Below are 18,655 nucleotides of genomic sequence, written 5' to 3'. Positions count from 1 at the left end.
ATTTCAACAGGTGTGCCATAAGACGATGTGTTTATCCAAATTCTGTGCGTGGAGAAACCGAAGAAAACTTATTGTATTCTTTGATAAACAATAATTCCACAGTACCACGGGCACCGCTCCGGTTTTTCTCGATAATAACTTCAATGACATTGTTGTCTTGCTGCTCTTCTTGGTTGTCGTCATCGCCTTCTTCGCTGCGGTAGTAATCATCTCGGTATAAAAAGGCCACGATATCTGCATCTTGCTCGATCGATCCTGACTCCCGGATATCACTCAACACGGGACGTTTGTCTTGCCGTTGCTCTACCCCCCGTGACAACTGGGAAAGCGCAATAACTGGTACTTTTAATTCTTTCGCTAATTTCTTTAATTGACGGGATATCTCTGATACTTCTTGTTGCCGATTCTCACGCCCAGTTCCTTCGATCAATTGCAAATAATCAATCAATATCAATCCGAGATTGCCTTTTTCTTGCGCCAATTTGCGACAACGGGCGCGAATCTCTGATATTTTGATCCCTGGTGTATCATCGATATAGATGCTAGCATTGGATAAACTACCCATAGCTACGATCAAATTGCGCCATTCTTCTTCAGACAATTGCCCGGTTCGCAAATGTCCGGCTTCAATCGAGCCTTCTGCACATAACATCCGATTGACTAGGGATTCAGCACCCATTTCCAAACTAAAAATAGCGACAGAACGATCTGTTTTGGTACCGACATTTTGTGCGATATTCAATGCAAAGGCTGTTTTACCCACGGCTGGACGGGCAGCAAGAATAATCAATTCTTCTTTTTGCAGCCCCGCAGTCATTTTGTCTAATGCAGGATAGCCTGTTGGCAAACCTGTGATCTCTTCATTGTTTTGCGCCAATTGATCGATATTTTCAATTGTCCGATTTAAGACATCTGCAATTGATTGAAAGCCATTGCTATTTCTTTTTTCTGATACTTCCAGAATGCTTTTTTCGGCTTGATCAATGATGGATTGAACATCTTCATCTTGTTCAAAACCTTGTGTAACGATTCTGCTGGCTGTTTGGATCAGATTCCGCAAAGTGGCCTTGTCGTCAACGATCTTAGCATAATAGGCTATACTAGCCGCTGATGGTGATGCTTGACTGAGTTCCGTTAAGTACGTTAAGCCGCCGACATCTTCTAAACTGCTGCTTTTTTCGATTTCTGCTTTAAGGGTAATCAAATCAATTGCTTCACTGCGGTCATTCAATTGAATCATTGCTTGAAAAATTATTTGATGACTCCGTCGATAAAAATCTTGCGGTGCAATGACTTCCATTGCATCAATAATCGCTTCAGCATCTAAAAATATTGCACCGAGTACCGCTTGTTCCGCTTCTATATCTTGTGGAGGGACTTGGTTCTGCCACGCTTCATTCATACCTTTCGCTCCTAATCTAGTGTCCATTTATTCTACAAGATAACCTAGTAAAGTACAAGGCACCTTTTGTGAAATCCCCTGAAAAAGACCCAACATTTGACTGTTGGGTCTTTCCCTTATTCTTGGACCGTATGCACATTGATGGTCGCAGTCACTTGTGGATGGATCTTCACTGGTACTTGCGTAAAGCCTAACGCACGAATCGGTTGATCTAACTCAATTTTGCGTTTATCCAATTTGATCTTGTATTGTTTATTCAATGCATCTGCGATTTGTTTAGAAGGGATTGAACCGAACAAACGACCGTCCTCACCTGCTTTGGCTTGGATCTTAACAACCGTTTCTTCTTTTTCAAGAATTTGCTTCAATTCTTGTGCTTCGGCTAATACTTCTGCATCTTGTTTTTCTTTGGCTTTTTGCTTGCCTTTTAATTCAGCCACACTTTCATTACTGGCTGGTTTAGCGTAGTTATTTTTGATTAGGAAGTTTTGTGCATACCCATTAGGTACTTCCTTGATATCTCCTTTTTTTCCTTTACCTTTTACATCTTGTAAGAAAATAACTTTCATGTTTTGGTCACTCCTTATTATTGGTCATGATTGATTAATTCATTGCGCAGGCGATCCTCTACTTCATCGATATTGCTGCCTTTGATTTGCGTTGCTGCATTGGTAAAATGGCCGCCGCCTCCCAGTCCTTCCATGATGGTTTGCACATTGACTTTGCCAGTACTCCGCGCACTGATCCCAATCAAATCGCCTGGTTGTTTGGTGATCACGAAAGCCGCATGGATGCCATTGATAGACAATAATGTATCCGCGGCTTTAGCTACGGTCACACTATCATATACGCGATCCTCATCCGCTGAGGCAATCACGATATCTTCTTTAAAGTGCTTGCTGCGTGATACCAACTCACTGATCATCAGGTAAGAATCTAAATCCGTACTCAGCATATATTGTACCAATGATGTATCTGCACCTTGATTCTTCAAATAACCAGCTATATCAAAGGTGCGCCCTGTCGTACGCACAGTAAAATTTTTGGTATCCACATAGATCCCTGCTAAAAGCGCAGTAGAAATAAATTTAGGCAATAATGATTTACGGGCTGCACGATATTGAATCAATTCGGCGACTAGCTCAGCTGCCGAGGAAGCTGATGATTCAATATACGTCAATAAAGGTTTATCAGGAAACTCATCGCCGCGACGATGATGGTCGATTACAGCAATCTTTTCAAATGTATCATAGACAGCTTGAGAAATCGACATTGATGGCTTATGGTAATCAACCATCACTAAGACACTTTCGTCATTTGATAGATCAATTGCTTCTTCGTCTGAAATCACAAGTCGCTGAAGGTCAGGATACTTTTTTAACTCCTCTAAAGCACGTTCAATGTCAGCAGTGATTTCTTTCGCATTCAGAATGATATAGCACTCTTTGTCACTCATCATTGCCATATAAGCAACACCAAAAGCTGATCCAAGCGCATCCATATCAGGGTAACGATGTCCCATGATAAATATCCGCTGATTCTCAGCAAAAATCTTTTTCAAAGCAGTACTCATAGCCCTAGAACGAACACGCGTTCTCTTTGGTGTGCCATCTGTATTGCCACCAAAAAATTGTGGTTTTGCATCTTCTATAGCTTCCCTGAGGACAACTTGATCCCCACCTCTGACCAATGCCACATCTAGATTATTTTGCGCTTCTTCACCAACCACTTCAAAAGATTCCTGGCCATACGCAATCCCCATACTAATGGTCAATGGCAAATCGTTTTTTTCAGCCACTTGTCGCACCCGAGTCAAAAATTGAAATTTATCGTCTTTCATTCGTTCAATATCAGAATCTTTTGCAACAAAAAGAAAACGTTCTGAATTGATACGCTTGTAAAAGACACTGTTTTCACTTGCCCAATCGGAAATCAGCGTTGTAATCAGCGAGTTCAAATAAGATACTTGTTTGTCATCTTTCTTTTCGATCAAATCGTCATAATTATCAATTGAAATCAACCCAATTGCTGCCATTATTTAACCCCTCAATATTTTCTCCCAATTTATGATCTTTCGTTATCCTATTTTACCACAGTTTAGGAAATTAGGCGATGATGCAAAAAAATGTTTCACGTGAAACGCTAAGACATATGACATGGTCCACTATATCCATTCATCTGTTATTGTAAACAAAAATAAAATAACAAATAACAAAAGATGAAAAGACAAAAAAATGACAAGCCTCTCAAGAAGCTTGTCATTTGAAGTCGATTTATTCTTCGCCTACGAATGGAAGTAATCCCATAATACGTGCGCGTTTGATTGCAATGGTAAGTTTGCGTTGGTTTTTCGCGCCTGTACCAGTTACACGACGTGGCAAAATTTTACCGCGTTCTGAAATGAAACGTTTTAATAATTCGATATCTTTGTAATCGATATGTTCGATATGGTTAGCTGCAATATAGTCTACTTTACGACGTTTGCGTCCGCCTCTTCTTTGTTGTGCCATCCTATTTCCCTCCTATCAATTTCTTAGAATGGTAAATCATCGTCTGAAATGTCGATTGATGCGTTTCCGAACGGATCGGAATTATCACGATCAAAACTAGGCATTCCTGATGGTTGAGAGGATTGAGTTTGATTGCTTTGATTGTTACCAAATCCAGAAGAACTATTTGAATTATACGTAGTGTTATTGCTGCTGCCGCTGTCAGATGTCCGTCTTTGCTCAGAAGCATTTCTTGACTCTAATAATTGGAAGTTATCAGCAACGACTTCTGTTACATAAACACGTTGACCTTGTTGGTTATCATAAGAACGTGTTTGAATCCGTCCAGTGATCCCTAGCAATGTCCCTTTACGTGCATAGTTTGCCATGGTTTCAGCTGGTTTTCTCCAAATGACGCAGTTGATAAAATCAGCTTCGCGCTCACCACTTTGATTGGTAAAATTACGATTTACTGCCAAAGTAAATGTAGCGACACCCGTGCCGTTAGAAGTGTAACGTAAATCAGGATCTTTAGTTAATCTTCCTACTAGTACAACATTGTTAATCAAAGTTCATCATCTCCTCATCGCTTTTGTTTCACGTGAAACAATATTATGCTTCTTCTTTGACAATCATGTGACGGATAATGTCATCATTGATTTTTGCAAGACGGTCAAATTCGTTGATTGCACTTGCAGTTGTTGAAGAAGAAACTTTAACGATGTGATAGATACCCTCACGGAATCCATCCATTTCATACGCTAGACGGCGTTTTTGCCAATCTTTAGACTCGATAACTTCAGCGCCGTTATCAGTTAAGATTGAATCAAAACGTGCAATCAATGCGGATTTAGCTTCTTCATCAATGTTTGGACGAATGATGTATAAAATTTCATATTTCGTGTTTTCCATTGATTCTTCACCTCCCTGTGGACTTAGGCCCCTAGTTGACTAGGAGCAGAGAGAGTGGCCTGGTTAGACTACTCACAAATAATTATTATACACTTTTTACGTTCAAATTGCAAGCTGTTATTCTAAATACAACCGACTTTGTTCCTTACATAAAGAATTACGCAAACAGATGGTGATTGAACCAAAAAAAAACGAACCAAAAGTGGGTTCGTTTTTTTGTATAATCTGAAAAAATTTATTCTTCCGTATCTGTCGCTGTATCCTGACTATCTGCTAAATCTTGAACGGCCTGATTCATTGCTGACGTATCTTCGGCTTGCGCGCGCTCTGTCGCTATGTCCAATTGCGGTTCAGGCTCTACGGTGGCCATTGTTACAACTTTGGCTTCGTTTTCCATCTTCATCAAGCGTACACCCAATGTGGCACGACCAGTTTGCGAAACAGAAGCTACATTGAATCTGATCAAGACACCTTTATTGGTGATGACCATGATGTCTTCTTCACCAGAAACAGTCGTTAATCCAGCAAGAGGGCCATTCTTAGGCGTGATATTGGCTGTTTTGATCCCTTTACCGCCACGACCTTTGACTGGGTACTCAGAGCCTTTGGTGCGTTTGCCATAGCCGTTTTCTGTGATCACTAAGACTTCACTGTCTTCTTTGATCACAGCAGCTCCAACAACATAATCTGCTTCTCTTAGACGAATACCACGGACACCAGCAGCTGTTCGTCCCATATCGCGGACCAACGCTTCTTCGAATGTGACAGAATAACCTTTAAGCGTACCGATGATCACTCTATCTTCCCCATGGGTTTCAATCACATTTACCAGCTCATCATTTTCTTTCAAACCGATGGCAATCAAGCCGTTGGCACGAATGTTCGCAAACGCAGTCACTGAAGTCCGCTTCACGATTCCTAGTCGTGTAGTAAAGAAGAGGTAACGTCCTTCTTGTGGTCCACCCGAAGCAGATATGATCGCTTCGATACGTTCGCTGGAGTCAATACCGAGCAAGTTGATGACAGGGATCCCTTTGGCTGCTCGTCCATATTCAGGGATTTCATACCCTTTGGCTTTGTAGACTTTGCCTTTATTGGTAAAGAAGAGCAGCGTATCATGTGTAGAACATGATAGCAGCGTTCGAACAAAATCTTCATCGTGAATGCCCATTCCTTGGACACCACGGCCGCCACGTCTTTGCGCACGGAATTCTGAATTTGCTACTCGTTTGATATAGCCATTATTAGTCAACGTAATAACGATTTCTTCTTCTTCGATCAGGTCTTCATCCTCAAGGCTGAGTACTTCACCTACAAGTAATTCAGTTCGGCGAGCATCTCCAAAACGTTGACCTAACTCTTGCAATTCTGTTTGGATGATTTCTAATACCCGATGCGGATGAGCCAAAATATCTGTTAAATCAGCAATCAATTCTAACAAACTTTGGTATTCATTCTCGATTTTATCTCGTTCTAAACCGGTCAGACGCCGCAAACGCATATCTAAGATCGCTTGTGCTTGACGTTCCGATAATTCAAAACGCTCCATCATGGTCGTCTTGGCAATATCATCAGAAGCTGATGCACGAATCAACGCAATGATTTCATCGATATGATCAAGAGCGATCCGCAACCCTTCCAAAATATGGGCGCGTGCTTCCGCTTTGTTTTTATCAAATTGCGTACGACGCGTCACAACTTCTTGTTGGTGCTCGATATAATTTTCTAGAATTCGTTTCAAACTCAGTATTTTCGGCACGCCTTTTTCAATGGCAAGCATATTAAAGCCGAAAGAAGACTGTAAAGCTGTCATTTTGTACAGATTGTTCAAGATGACTGATGCACTGACATCTCTGCGGACATCAATAACGATTCGCATCCCCTCGCGAGACGATTCATCCCGCAAATCAGTGATGCCTTCAATTCGCTTATCACGATGCAGTTCCGAGATTCGTTCGATCAGTTTGGCTTTGTTGACCATGTATGGCAATTCTGTCACTAAGATTCTTTCTTTGCCATTTGGCATTTCGGTCACTTCGACTTTACCACGAACAGTGATTGAACCTTTCCCTGTTTCGTATGCGCGACGGATACCTGATTTCCCCATAACGATCCCGCCAGTAGGAAAATCGGGTCCAGGCAGAACTTCCATCAATTCGCTCGTAGTTACATCAGGATTCTCCATCAATAAATCGATAGCTGCAATCACTTCATTCAAATTATGCGGCGGAATATTGGTAGCCATGCCGACCGCGATCCCCGTTGTTCCATTGACCAGTAAATTGGGGAATCTTGCAGGTAAGACAGCCGGTTCCCGTTCAGTATCATCATAGTTGCTTTGGAAGTCAACAGTATCTTTATTGATATCCCGCAACATTTCCATCGCCAGTTTACTCATTCTGGCTTCGGTGTAACGCATGGCAGCTGCGCCGTCACCGTCGACGGAGCCAAAGTTTCCATGTCCATCAACAAGCATATAGCGATAACTAAACGGCTGTGCCATACGAACCATTGATTCATAGATCGCACTATCCCCATGAGGGTGATATTTACCCATTACATCGCCGACGATCCGGGCAGATTTTTTATGTGGTTTATCTGGCGTTACACCCAATTCGTTCATGCCATACAAAATTCTGCGGTGAACTGGCTTTAAGCCATCTCGCACATCTGGCAAAGCCCTTGCAACGATAACACTCATCGCATAATCGATAAAGGACTCACGCATTTCACTCGTTAGATTGACGTCGTGAATATTTTGTTTTGCTTCACTCAAGCTGTTTCCTCCTCTGCGATTGGTTAGATATCCAAGTTTTTCACGTAATGTGCATTTTCTTCAATGAAGGCGCGTCGTGGTTCCACGCGATCGCCCATCAACATTTCAAAAACTTGATCCGCTTCGATCGCATCATCCACGCTTACACGCAACATCATCCGATTTTCTGGATCCATTGTGGTTTCCCATAGTTGATGGTCATCCATCTCTCCCAATCCTTTATACCGTTGAACGGTCGCTTTAGGTGTCGCAGGCAATGAAGCGATTTTGTCTTTCAAATCTTGCTCTGCGTTCTTTCCAGGTTGGATATAATGGATATTTTTTCCTTGTTTGACACCATATAAAGGCGGTTGTGCAATATACACATAGCCCGCTTCCACGATTGGACGCATGTATCTATAAAAAAGTGTCAATAACAATGTACGGATGTGGGCACCATCGACATCGGCATCTGTCATGATGACCAACTTATGGTAACGGGCTTTTGACACATCAAAATCAGCACCAAAACCAGTCCCCATTGCGGTAAACAATGAACGAATTTCTTCATTTGCCAAAATCTTGTCCATGCTCGCTTTTTCGACATTCAAAATTTTCCCACGGATCGGTAAAATCGCTTGATATTCCCGGCTGCGTCCTTGTTTCGCAGACCCGCCTGCGGAATCTCCTTCGACGATGAACAATTCGCTTTTTTCAGGATCTTTACTAGAACAGTCAGCCAATTTACCAGGTAAATTACTGATTTCTAATGCGCCTTTTCGTCGCGTCATTTCGCGCGCACGTTTGGCCGCTTGCCGTGCTTTTGAAGCCAATAATCCTTTTTCAACGACTTGTCGTCCGACTGTCGGGTTTTCCATCAAGAATTTGGTAAAGTGTTCAGAAAACAATCGATCTGTGACTGTCCGTACTTCAGAGTTACCTAGTTTGGTTTTGGTTTGTCCTTCAAACTGCGGATCGGGATGTTTGATCGAGATGACTGCAGTCAATCCTTCTCGGACATCTTCACCGGTAAGATTCTCATCATTTTCTTTCATGACCTTTGATTTGCGGGCATAGTCATTGATTACCCGTGTCAAAGCCGTTTTAAAGCCAAATTCATGGGTGCCGCCTTCATACGTATGGATATTGTTGGCAAAGCTCAATAAATTGCTGTGGTAACTATCTGTATACTGCATAGAAACCTCAACCGTGATTCCTTGTTGTTCTCCCTCAAGATAAATTGGTTCGGGGAATAGTGCTGTTTTGCTGGCATTTAAATGCTCAACATAACTCTTGATCCCACCATCATAATGATATTCTTTCAATATCGGTTTTTCGCTGCGCTTATCTTCGATCGAGATTTTCAAGCCGCGATTCAAGAACGCCAATTCTCGAACACGCGTAGCCAATTTGTCAAAATTGAATTCTGTTGTTTCTGTAAAAATTTCAGGGTCTGGCACAAAATGGACGGTTGTCCCATGGCGATCTGTTTCATCAATGACTTTCAAATCTTCCGCGACTGCCCCACGATGATATTCTTGGTAGTATACTTTGCCTTCTTTATACACTTTTACGTCTAGTGTCGTCGACAATGCATTCACCACGGAAGAACCTACACCATGCAAACCACCAGAAACTTTGTATCCGCCACCGCCGAATTTACCGCCGGCATGTAAAATCGTAAACACGGTTTCAACCGCAGGTCGACCCGTTTTGGCTTGGATACCGACTGGAATTCCCCGGCCGTCATCAACGACGGTGATACTATTATCAGGTTCAATGATCACTTCAATACTGGTTGCAAAACCAGCTAACGCTTCATCAATCGAATTATCTACGATTTCCCATACTAAATGATGCAAGCCTTCTGAACTGGTTGAACCGATATACATCCCAGGACGCTTACGAACGGCTTCTAATCCTTCTAATACTTGGATCTGACTGGCATCATAGGCTTTGGCCCGTTCAACTAAATTTTTTTCTTCTTCTGTCATTCAGTCTATTCTCCTTTGATATGTCCTTGCTCTACATAAAAAATCTCTGCTTCTACAGACATTTTATCTTTTACATGATCTAATGTGGTCGTTGTCAGAAATGTCTGGACTTTTCCTTCAATCGTTGCCAATAAATGCAGTTGGCGGGAATCATCCAGCTCACTCATCACGTCATCTAACAACAATACCGGATATTCACCGGTTTCTTCTTTCATTAAGTCGATCTCAGCTAATTTGACACTTAAAGCTGTCGTGCGTTGCTGCCCTTGGGAACCAAAGGTTTGCACGTCCTTATCGTTGATCAAAAAATCTAAGTCATCTCGATGCGGTCCAACTAAAGTCATCTGACGAAATCTTTCTCGTTCTTTGACTTGTGCCAAAGAATGCGTGAAGTGTTGCTGGATATCTTGCAGCGTTTGACAAGTTGCAGGAATATTCGATAAGTAGTTGATCTGCAGCACTTCTTTTTCTTGACTGATTTTTTGATGAAGTGCATTGGCCCAATACCCCAGTCTTTGGACAAACTTTTGTCTAGCTAGAATGATTTTGCTGCCGAAATCAATCAATTGCTCGGTCAGTACATCCAGATAAACTTCATCAGTCTGCTTCTTTTCAGCTAATTGTTTTAAGTATTGGTTTCTTTGCTTCAAGACGGTTTGATATTGAACAAGATCATACAAATAGATTGGATCGATCTGTCCAATCTCCATATCAAGAAATTTGCGCCGCACTTGCGGACTTCCTTTGACCAAAGATAAATCTTCTGGCGCAAATAAGATGACATTCAATTGTCCTATGTAACTACTCAGTTTTTTTTGTTCAATATGATTGACTTTGGTTTTGCGCCCTTTTTTTGATAAAAATAATTCTAATGGGATCGTGGAACGTCCGCGATCTACTAGACCAGAAATATAGGCGCCGTCCGTTTCCCAGCGAATCAACTCTTGTTCGCTGGATGTCCGATGGCTTTTGGTCATTGCCAAAACATAGATGCTTTCAAGGATATTGGTTTTCCCTTGTGCATTCTCTCCTAAAAAAATGACCAAGTTTTTGTTGAAGTGCAGCGACAACGTTTCATAATTGCGATAATTCTTGATTTGCAACTCATTCAGCCGCATCGCTGTCTTCTTTCTTGACCATAAAAAAAGTACCCTCATCAGGCAGCTCGATCATCATTCCCGCATATAGTTTACGGCCTCTTCTATTTTCAGGCTCTCCATCGACCAAAACGGTTTGTTCAGCTAAATACCACTTTGCTTGTCCACCGCTGCCAATCACGCTAGCTTCTTTCAACATTTGTCCAAGGGTCATGTATTCTGTTTCCAAAAAAATTTTCTTTTTCATAATTTCCCTCAATTCCGTCACAGAATGTGTACTTCTATTATACTCTTTTTTGCCTCAGAAAACAAATTCATCGGGATATTTTTGATTCTCAGAAGACTTACTCTTTTTAGATAAAAAATAAGCAAAAATAGAAAAAAGGGCTTAAAAACGATTTTAAGCCCTTTAAATAGATTTATTCATTTTCACTACGTATTTCATTGATTTTCAAAAGACATGAAAATCAATTGGTTCTGACAGGCGTGATCAGTTGGATAAACGTGCCTTTGCTTTCTGTTGGTTCTAAAGTAAATGGACGGATCGCTGAAATAAACCGAATGACGATGCTTGTATCACCAAAAGCCCGTAAAGCAGCTTTCATATAGTCTGGATTGAAAGAAATCTCCAATGGATCACCGGTCACAGAGGCAAAGTTCAGATCTTCTTCAACTTTCCCGATTTCTGGAGAATTTCCGTATAAAACAACTGCTTCTTCAGAAATAGCCAAACGTACGATATTATTGCGCCCTTCGTGTGAAAGCAATGATGCCCGTTCAATCGCTTGCAGCAGTTCAGGGACGACAAATTCGATTTCAGTATTGAAACTTGAAGGAATCAAACGATTGGTATCTGGGTACGTTCCTTCTAACAAACGTGAATAAAATTTCATTGTTTTGGTTTGGAACAAGACTTGATTATCCATGATACTGATTTGGATCGCTTCTTCTTCATCTGTCAATGAACGAGAAAGTTCAGTCAAACTTTTTCCAGGAATCACAATATTGAAGGCCGTGTCACCGCTGTCTAGAGGGATCACACGTTGGCTCAAACGATGTGAATCAGTCGCAACTGCGAGTAGTTTTTGATCCTCGAGAACAAAATGGACCCCAGTCAAAATTGGGCGACTTTCATGTTGAGAAACAGCAAAAACTGTTTCACTTACGATTTTGTTTAGGATATGCCCCGGGATCTCGATGGCGTTTTGGCTTTCAACAACTGGTAAGTGTGGATAGCTATCTGCATCTAAGCCATTCACCGTAAAATTGGCTTTACCGGAAGTGATTGCCACTTGGTTGTTTTCTAATACTTCTAAAGTCAATGTACTTTCTGGTAATCGACGAACGATTTCACTGAAGAAGCGTGCTTGAAGAACGATCGCTCCTGTTTGTTCGATGTTCATTTGGGCTTTCTCATTGTCAGCACTAAGAAATGTTTCAATCGAAATATCAGCATTGCTGCCAGTCAATGTTAATCCTTGGTCCGTCAGTGTGATTTTGACACCTGTTAAAATCGGGATAGTCGTTTTTGTTGAAATGGCACGTTGAACAGTTTGTAGTTCTTGCATGAATTCTGAGCGGTTTAAAGTTAGTTTCATAACGGGACTCCTTCAATTTATAGTTATTAAATAAAAGTAATAGTAGTAATAGGCTTGTTAGTAATGTGGATAACTTTGGTTTAGCGTGATAGTACCAACGAAAACGCCTGTGAATAACTTGTGGATAACTTTTCACGTTTTTTTCTTATTATCCACAGCTTAGCTGAAGAGAATGTGTTTGATTTCGGCAATCTCATTTTTGATCGTAGCATCTGTTTCAACCAAATGTTGAATTTTTTCGTGGGCATGAATGACAGTTGTATGATCTTTACCGCCGAATTCACCGCCGATTTTTGGTAACGAACTGTCTGTGAGTTCTCTTGAAAGGAACATTGCGATCTGGCGTGGAACAACAATACCTTTGACGCGTTTTTTGCCTTTTAAGTCAGTCACATGAATGTGGTAATATTTAGCCACCTCTTCTTGGATCTGCAGAATAGATACTTGGGTAGACCCATGGCTTGATTTGAGTGCTTTGATGGCTTCAGCTGCCAAACTAGTGGTGATATCTGAATTTTGCATCGTTGCAAAAGCTTGGACCCTAACTAAGGCTCCCTCGAGTTCTCGGATATTCGAATCAATCTGCCCAGCAATATAACTTAATGTATCATCAGGTATCTCCAATCGCTCTGCTTCGGCTTTTTTCCGTAAAATAGCCGTACGGGTCTCTAAATCAGGTGGTGTGATGTCTACCGATAATCCCCAAGCAAAACGGGAAACCAAACGTTCTGGTAAAGTAGGGATCTCGTTGGGCAATCGATCACTGGTCAAGACGATTTGCTTATTGTTGCGGTATAACTCTTCAAACGTATTAAAGAATTCTTCCTGAGTTCCTTCTTTATTCACCAAAAATTGGATATCATCTACGAGTAAAAGATCGACATTGCGATATTCGTTGCGAAAGTCTTCCATTTTGTTTTTTTGGATCGAAGTGATGAAGTCATTGGTGAAGTTTTCACTACTGACATATTTGATTTTGGCTGTTGGTCGTTTTAGGAGCATCTGATGACCGATCGCGTGCATCAAATGGGTTTTACCTAAACCAACGCCTCCATAGAAGAAAAGCGGATTATAAATAGACCCAGGATCTTCAGCAACAACGAGGGCAGCAGCATGGGCCATTTGATTGCCTTTTCCGATGACAAAGGTATCAAATGTATATTTTTCGTTCAAAATAGTTTTAGGCGGCTCTTCAGAATTGTTGGTCGTTTTTTGCAAAGCTGCAGGTGTTTTCAGTGCTTCAGCTTCTTCAACAGTCACAAAACTAGGAATCAATTCCTCACCAGTCCTCATAAATCCCATTTCGACGATTTTGGCAGCTAGATTTTTTTCCCAATAAGATTTATGAAGATCGCTGGGTACTTCAATCAGCAGCTGATTTTTTTCAAAAGACAAGACATTGGCAGTTTCGATCCAAGCACTGTAACTGGCTGGATTTAACTCTTCTTTAAAGGATCTTTGCAGATCTTGCCAAATAGAATCAGCAGATGGCATAAATTGTCCTCCCATAACTAAAAATAGATATAACTAAAATAGCACGGATTGGAAAAGTTTTCCACAGATTAAATTAAAAAAGGTGAGAAAAAAATACTTTTCCACACCATAGGATAAAAATAAAAAAGAAAGGCACATATCCAAAATAGGGTTTTCCACAAGGATGTTCTATCTGTTGATAACTGGAATATCAGAAAGGTTATCCACACGCTAATGTATAATATAAGCGTTGGTATTAAAAGGATTTTACATACTTATCAACAGACAAAAACTGAAATGTGGATAAGTTTTATACAGGCTGTTTATTTGTGGAAAAGCAGCAAATAACTCTGAGGAAAAAGTTTTCCACAATTTTTGGTTATAAACAGCAAACACACGGATTTCACCGAGATTGTGGATAAAAGAAGCTAAATTTAGCGCAACTTGTTATTGACAAAGTAGTGCTTGACTCGTTATACTATCAAAGTATGTCTGTGCGCATAAGCAAGCTGCTAATGGAGGTGGAAATATATGAAAAGAACGTATCAACCAAATAAACGTAAACGTCAAAAAGTTCACGGATTCCGTAAACGTATGAGTACTAAAAATGGACGTCGTGTTTTAGCTAGCCGTCGTCGTAAAGGCAGAAAGGTTATTTCTGCATAAGCCACTGTTTGCCAGTGGTTTTTTTTATGCCGTTTTTTAGGAATTTAGTGCCTGATGTAGGGCAAATATGGTATGATTGACAAGTGAGTGGTTACGTATTCAAGGACGTAATAAAGCATAATCGAAAGAAGTGAAGGAACCGATATGAGAAAATCTTATCGTGTAAAATCAGAGCAAGATTTTCAAAAAGTTTTCCAGACAGGGAATTCTTTTGCAAATCGGAAATTCGTGGTCTATGTCTTGCCGAAAGAACAGCCGCATTTTCGTGTCGGTCTATCTGTTGGAAAGAAAGTTGGCAATGCGGTCAAACGCAATGAAGTGAAAAGAAAGATTCGTGCGAGTTTGATCGATATGAAGCCACGCATTTCACCAGCGATCGATTTTATCATTATTGCGCGCCCAAGCACGGCTACTTGTTCCTCAAAGGAAATTTATTCGAACTTGGCGCACGTGCTGAAACTTGCGAAAATCATACAGTAATAGAAAGGAATTAGTTACGTGAAAAAAGGAAAACGCGTCTTATTGCTTTTGGGAGTTTTCTCATTAGTAGTTGTTTTATCTGCCTGTGGTGCAACAGGTGAAGTTAATGCGCAAAGCACGGGAATTTGGGATCGTTACGTCGTGTATTATTTTGCAGAGGCGATCAAAGCTTTATCATTTGGCAATGCCGGGATCGGGATTATTCTCTTTACATTGATCATTCGTGTGATTTTGATGCCGTTGATGCATTTTCAAACGAAAAGCATGCGGAAGACCCAAGAATTGCAGCCGAAAATCAAAGCATTGCAACAACAATATGCGTCAAAAGATACTGAAACACAAAGTAAATTAAAAGAAGAAACCCAAAAATTATATGCAGAACACAATGTTAATCCTTATGCTGGATGCTTGCCTTTGTTGGTTCAAATGCCGATTTTAATGGCATTATGGCAATCGATCTCGCGGGTACCTGCCTTGCAGGAAGGGAAATTTATGTGGCTGCAATTGGGGGATCGTGATCCTTACTTCATTTTACCGATTTTGGCGGCATTGTTTACTTTTGCGAGTACGTATTTATCAAGTATGAGCCAAGTAGAGTCAAATGCGAGTTTGAAAATCATGAATTTTGCGATGCCATTGATGATTCTTTTGATGGGGATCAATATTGCCAGCGGGCTATCCTTATACTGGGTCGTTTCAAATGCCTTCCAAGTTGTACAAACGATGATTTTGAACAATCCATTCAAGATTCGCCAAGAACGTGAAGAAGCAGCCCGTAAGGAACGAGAACGGGAACGGGCTTTGAATAAAGCATTGAATCCCAAGAAAAAACGCAAAAAATAAAAAGGAGGCTGCACTGCAATGCCGATTTATGAAAGTCTTACAGTAGAAGAAGCGATTCAAGAAGGATTGCAAGTTCTTGGATTGACCAAAGATCAAGCAATCATTGATGTACTTGATGAAGGTAAAAAAGGATTTTTGGGAATGGGAAAAAAACCAGCGCGTGTTTCAATCGAAAAAGCCTTGGTAGAACCTGCACCTATAACTGATACTGAACCAGAACCAGTCATTGATCAAGTCACTGTGTCAGAGGATATCGTAGATACAGTGACTGAAGTTGATGGCCCTAGCCAAGCGCAACAGAAGACAGATCTGTCAGATGAAGAAGCTTTGGCACAATTGGGACTCTATTTGACCAATATCTCAAAAGCATTGCAGGCACCAGCCTTAGTCAAAACTGTCCGTCAAGATGGTTTGATCGTATTTCAACTGGAAACGGACAAACAAGGTATTTTGATCGGCAAACATGGAAAGACTTTAAATGCGTTGCAATATTTAGCGCAAGTCTATATCCACCGTATCGCTAAAAATAAGTTGTCTGTGGTCATCAATGTAGGGGATTATCGGGAAAAGCGCCAAGCGATCCTTGAACGTTTGGCCAGTCGCACTGCTGAAAAGGTCAGACGAACTGGACGTCCCGTTTTCTTAGAGCCGATGCCGGCGTTTGAGCGGAAACAGATTCATTCGGTATTGAGCAAAGATGCAAATGTTCAAACCCATTCTGAAGGGGATGAACCCTATCGCTATTTGGTCGTAGAACCGGCAACCAAAAAAATTTGATTTTAAACGAGGAAAGGCGCTATATCAGGCCTTTCCTCGTTTTTTGTCTCGAAACCTATTTGACAAGCCTTTTGAAAGCAAGTATTCTTGATTACAAATCATTCTTATCAAAGTCAACATACATGATGTAGGTCAAACTTTGGTAAAAAGAAAAGAGTCCTGCTGCGGACTCTTTTTTTTGACGATTTTTTCTGTTTAGCTGTTGTTAACCGCCGATCGTAGATTGAGTAAATTGTACGACTGTGCCATAGGCAAAAATTTCTAGAAAAGTTTTGTCCCCTTCAACGATACGATCATGCTCGAAATGACAATTGATGACTGCGTTGGCACCATAACGATGGGCTGTTTCTTTCAAACGCATTGTCACATCAGACATTAATTCACTAAGATCGATACTTGTATCGAAAAGATCAACTTCGATCTTGTCCGCCGCGAAGACGATATCCCGTACGATGTAAGGTCGATTGACGTTTCCAGTTGATAAAATGATTTCTTTGATACGGGCTGAAGTATCTGTGTTTTTGGTCGTATCCATAAGCGTTCCCTCGTTTCATTCTTTTCCTTTATTTTAGCGTGTTTCGGGTCTATATGCAAAATTTAAAAGTTTTCCAAGAAACTTGCGGTGTAAACGAAAATGTGCTAATCTATTCCCAGAATTTAATTGACAAGCAGTCAAAGTGCGAAGTCTACTCGTTGGGTTCAATCAACGGGTGGAGTGGGCACTTTTTTTTATGGAAAAAAATAGGAGGTGCTAGAACATGGCGAATATTACCCAAGAATTTGATACGATTGCTGCAATTTCAACTCCCCCTGGAGAAGGCGCAATCAGTATTGTCCGATTAAGCGGCGATCAAGCTATCGCAATCGCTGATCGAATCTTCACCAGCAGCAAGTCTTTGGCAGAGGTGCCAAGTCACACGATCCATTACGGTCATATCATAGACCCTGTCGAGGAACGTTTGATGGATGAAGTGATGTTGTCCGTTATGAAACAGCCGCGGACGTTTACCCGTGAAGATGTCGTTGAGATCAATTGTCACGGAGGGATCGTTGTCGTTAATCAACTTTTACAACTTGTGCTGCGCCAAGGGGCACGCCTGGCAGAACCGGGTGAGTTTACCAAACGCGCCTTTTTAAATGGCCGTGTGGATCTTTCTCAAGCAGAAGCAGTCATGGATTTGATTCGCGCCAAAACAGATAAGGCTATGAATTTAGCAATCAATCAGTTAGATGGGAATCTCTCGCACTTGATTCGCCAATTAAGACAAGATATTTTACAAACATTGGCACAAGTAGAGGTCAACATCGACTATCCAGAATATGATGATGTGGAAGAATTGACCACTCGTCTGTTGTTGGAAAAGGCTCAGATGGTCAAAGCACAAATCGAAAGTCTATTGGCTACTGCGCAACAAGGCAAAATTTTGCGGGAAGGATTGAGCACCGCAATCATTGGACGGCCAAATGTAGGTAAATCTAGTCTGCTCAACCATCTTTTAAAAGAAGAAAAAGCCATTGTGACGGATATTGCCGGTACAACGCGTGATGTGATTGAAGAATATGTCAATGTCAGAGGTGTGCCATTAAAGCTGATCGATACTGCTGGTATTCGGGATACAGAAGATGTAGTCGAAAAAATCGGTGTTGAACGCAGCCGCAAAGCCTTGAAAGAAGCCGAACTGATTTTGCTGGTGCTCAACCAAAGCGAACGGATCACCCCACAAGATCAACAGTTGCTGACCTTGACGGAAGGTACCCGACGGATCATTTTATTGAACAAGACGGATTTACCTGCCCAAATCACTTCCGAAGAGCTACGATCATACATCACGGATGAGCCAGTTTTCTCCGTATCTGTGTTGAACAACGAAGGCTTAGATCAATTAGAACAAGCGATTGCGGATCTCTTTTTCGGCGGCAAAACAACAGACAAAGATGCTTCCTATCTGTCCAATACCCGACACATCGCTTTATTGGAAAATGCTGCCTACTCGTTATCAGAAGTGATCGAGGGCATTGAAGCGGGCATGCCCGTAGATTTAGTACAGATCGATATGACACGGTGTTGGGATTATTTAGGAGAAGTTGTTGGAGACAGTGTGCAAGACGAATTGATCACCCAATTGTTCAGTCAATTTTGTTTAGGAAAATAAAGACGCCTACAGGGCG

At 41.2% G+C, this 18,655-nt stretch carries 18 protein-coding genes; 5 read left to right on the top strand and 13 right to left on the bottom strand.

The genetic code is table 11. The annotated features are described in order from the left end of the window. Window positions 1–31: 31 nt before the first annotated feature. The 12 genes from dnaB to dnaA form a co-directional block, all read right to left on the bottom strand. Entirely contained in the window at window positions 32–1,402 is a 1,371-nt protein-coding gene (dnaB, locus tag ACYVRS_RS13555) for a replicative DNA helicase (RefSeq protein ID WP_054116888.1), read from the bottom strand. A 116-nt stretch (window positions 1,403–1,518) separates the two neighbouring features. Beyond that, on the bottom strand, window positions 1,519–1,971 hold the full coding sequence (rplI, locus tag ACYVRS_RS13550) for a 50S ribosomal protein L9 (RefSeq protein ID WP_313537218.1): 453 nt from the start codon (window positions 1,969–1,971) through the stop codon (window positions 1,519–1,521). A gap of 17 nt (window positions 1,972–1,988) precedes the next feature. After that, window positions 1,989–3,437: a GGDEF domain-containing protein gene (locus tag ACYVRS_RS13545; protein ID WP_461198915.1), complete on the bottom strand. Its 1,449-nt coding sequence runs from the start codon at window positions 3,435–3,437 to the stop codon at window positions 1,989–1,991. A 238-nt stretch (window positions 3,438–3,675) separates the two neighbouring features. Further along, window positions 3,676–3,912, bottom strand: coding sequence for a 30S ribosomal protein S18 (rpsR, locus tag ACYVRS_RS13540; protein ID WP_005226367.1), 237 nt, complete (start codon window positions 3,910–3,912; stop codon window positions 3,676–3,678). Window positions 3,913–3,935: 23 nt separating this feature from the next. Then, window positions 3,936–4,460 (bottom strand): single-stranded DNA-binding protein, encoded by a 525-nt coding sequence (gene ssb, locus ACYVRS_RS13535; protein ID WP_054116885.1) that lies wholly within the window; start codon window positions 4,458–4,460, stop codon window positions 3,936–3,938. Window positions 4,461–4,503: 43 nt separating this feature from the next. Further along, a complete protein-coding gene (gene rpsF, locus ACYVRS_RS13530) occupies window positions 4,504–4,803 on the bottom strand; it encodes a 30S ribosomal protein S6 (RefSeq protein ID WP_054116884.1) in 300 nt (99 codons plus the stop codon). A 235-nt stretch (window positions 4,804–5,038) separates the two neighbouring features. Further along, complete coding sequence (gyrA, locus tag ACYVRS_RS13525) at window positions 5,039–7,531, bottom strand: DNA gyrase subunit A (protein WP_461203602.1); 2,493 nt, start codon at window positions 7,529–7,531, stop codon at window positions 5,039–5,041. Window positions 7,532–7,602: 71 nt separating this feature from the next. Continuing rightward, window positions 7,603–9,552: a DNA topoisomerase (ATP-hydrolyzing) subunit B gene (gene gyrB, locus ACYVRS_RS13520; protein WP_461203558.1), complete on the bottom strand. Its 1,950-nt coding sequence runs from the start codon at window positions 9,550–9,552 to the stop codon at window positions 7,603–7,605. 5 nt (window positions 9,553–9,557) lie between these two features. Beyond that, the gene (gene recF, locus ACYVRS_RS13515; RefSeq protein ID WP_054116882.1) at window positions 9,558–10,670 is read right to left on the bottom strand and encodes a DNA replication/repair protein RecF; all 1,113 of its coding nucleotides are present in this window, start codon (window positions 10,668–10,670) and stop codon (window positions 9,558–9,560) included. After that, on the bottom strand, window positions 10,657–10,896 hold the full coding sequence (gene yaaA, locus ACYVRS_RS13510; RefSeq protein WP_054116881.1) for a S4 domain-containing protein YaaA: 240 nt from the start codon (window positions 10,894–10,896) through the stop codon (window positions 10,657–10,659). The genes recF and yaaA overlap by 14 nt, the downstream gene beginning before the upstream one ends. Before the next feature lie 220 nt (window positions 10,897–11,116). After that, window positions 11,117–12,247 (bottom strand): DNA polymerase III subunit beta, encoded by a 1,131-nt coding sequence (gene dnaN / locus ACYVRS_RS13505; RefSeq protein WP_054116880.1) that lies wholly within the window; start codon window positions 12,245–12,247, stop codon window positions 11,117–11,119. Window positions 12,248–12,406: 159 nt separating this feature from the next. Next, on the bottom strand, window positions 12,407–13,741 hold the full coding sequence (gene dnaA, locus ACYVRS_RS13500) for a chromosomal replication initiator protein DnaA (protein WP_054116879.1): 1,335 nt from the start codon (window positions 13,739–13,741) through the stop codon (window positions 12,407–12,409). A 510-nt stretch (window positions 13,742–14,251) separates the two neighbouring features. On the opposite strand from dnaA, the gene rpmH reads away from it, so the two are divergent. From rpmH to jag, 4 genes are all read left to right on the top strand, one after another. Continuing rightward, a complete protein-coding gene (gene rpmH / locus ACYVRS_RS13495) occupies window positions 14,252–14,386 on the top strand; it encodes a 50S ribosomal protein L34 (protein WP_002356012.1) in 135 nt (44 codons plus the stop codon). A 144-nt stretch (window positions 14,387–14,530) separates the two neighbouring features. Further along, complete coding sequence (rnpA, locus tag ACYVRS_RS13490) at window positions 14,531–14,866, top strand: ribonuclease P protein component (protein ID WP_313537214.1); 336 nt, start codon at window positions 14,531–14,533, stop codon at window positions 14,864–14,866. An 18-nt stretch (window positions 14,867–14,884) separates the two neighbouring features. After that, a complete protein-coding gene (locus ACYVRS_RS13485; protein WP_461198910.1) occupies window positions 14,885–15,709 on the top strand; it encodes a YidC/Oxa1 family membrane protein insertase in 825 nt (274 codons plus the stop codon). Between the two features lie 18 nt (window positions 15,710–15,727). Beyond that, a complete protein-coding gene (jag, locus tag ACYVRS_RS13480) occupies window positions 15,728–16,486 on the top strand; it encodes an RNA-binding cell elongation regulator Jag/EloR (RefSeq protein ID WP_461203557.1) in 759 nt (252 codons plus the stop codon). 205 nt (window positions 16,487–16,691) lie between these two features. Here the strand turns inward: jag and ACYVRS_RS13475 are convergent, their stop codons facing one another. Continuing rightward, window positions 16,692–17,021 (bottom strand): heavy metal-binding domain-containing protein, encoded by a 330-nt coding sequence (locus ACYVRS_RS13475; protein WP_054116875.1) that lies wholly within the window; start codon window positions 17,019–17,021, stop codon window positions 16,692–16,694. Window positions 17,022–17,244: 223 nt separating this feature from the next. On the opposite strand from ACYVRS_RS13475, the gene mnmE reads away from it, so the two are divergent. After that, window positions 17,245–18,639, top strand: coding sequence for a tRNA uridine-5-carboxymethylaminomethyl(34) synthesis GTPase MnmE (mnmE, locus tag ACYVRS_RS13470; RefSeq protein ID WP_461203556.1), 1,395 nt, complete (start codon window positions 17,245–17,247; stop codon window positions 18,637–18,639). The last annotated feature ends 16 nt before the right edge of the window (window positions 18,640–18,655 follow it).

It is taken from the genome of Enterococcus salsurae (assembly GCF_054784955.1).
Note: the sequence above shows the minus strand (reverse complement) of the source record. Positions and strands in the feature narration are given on the sequence as shown.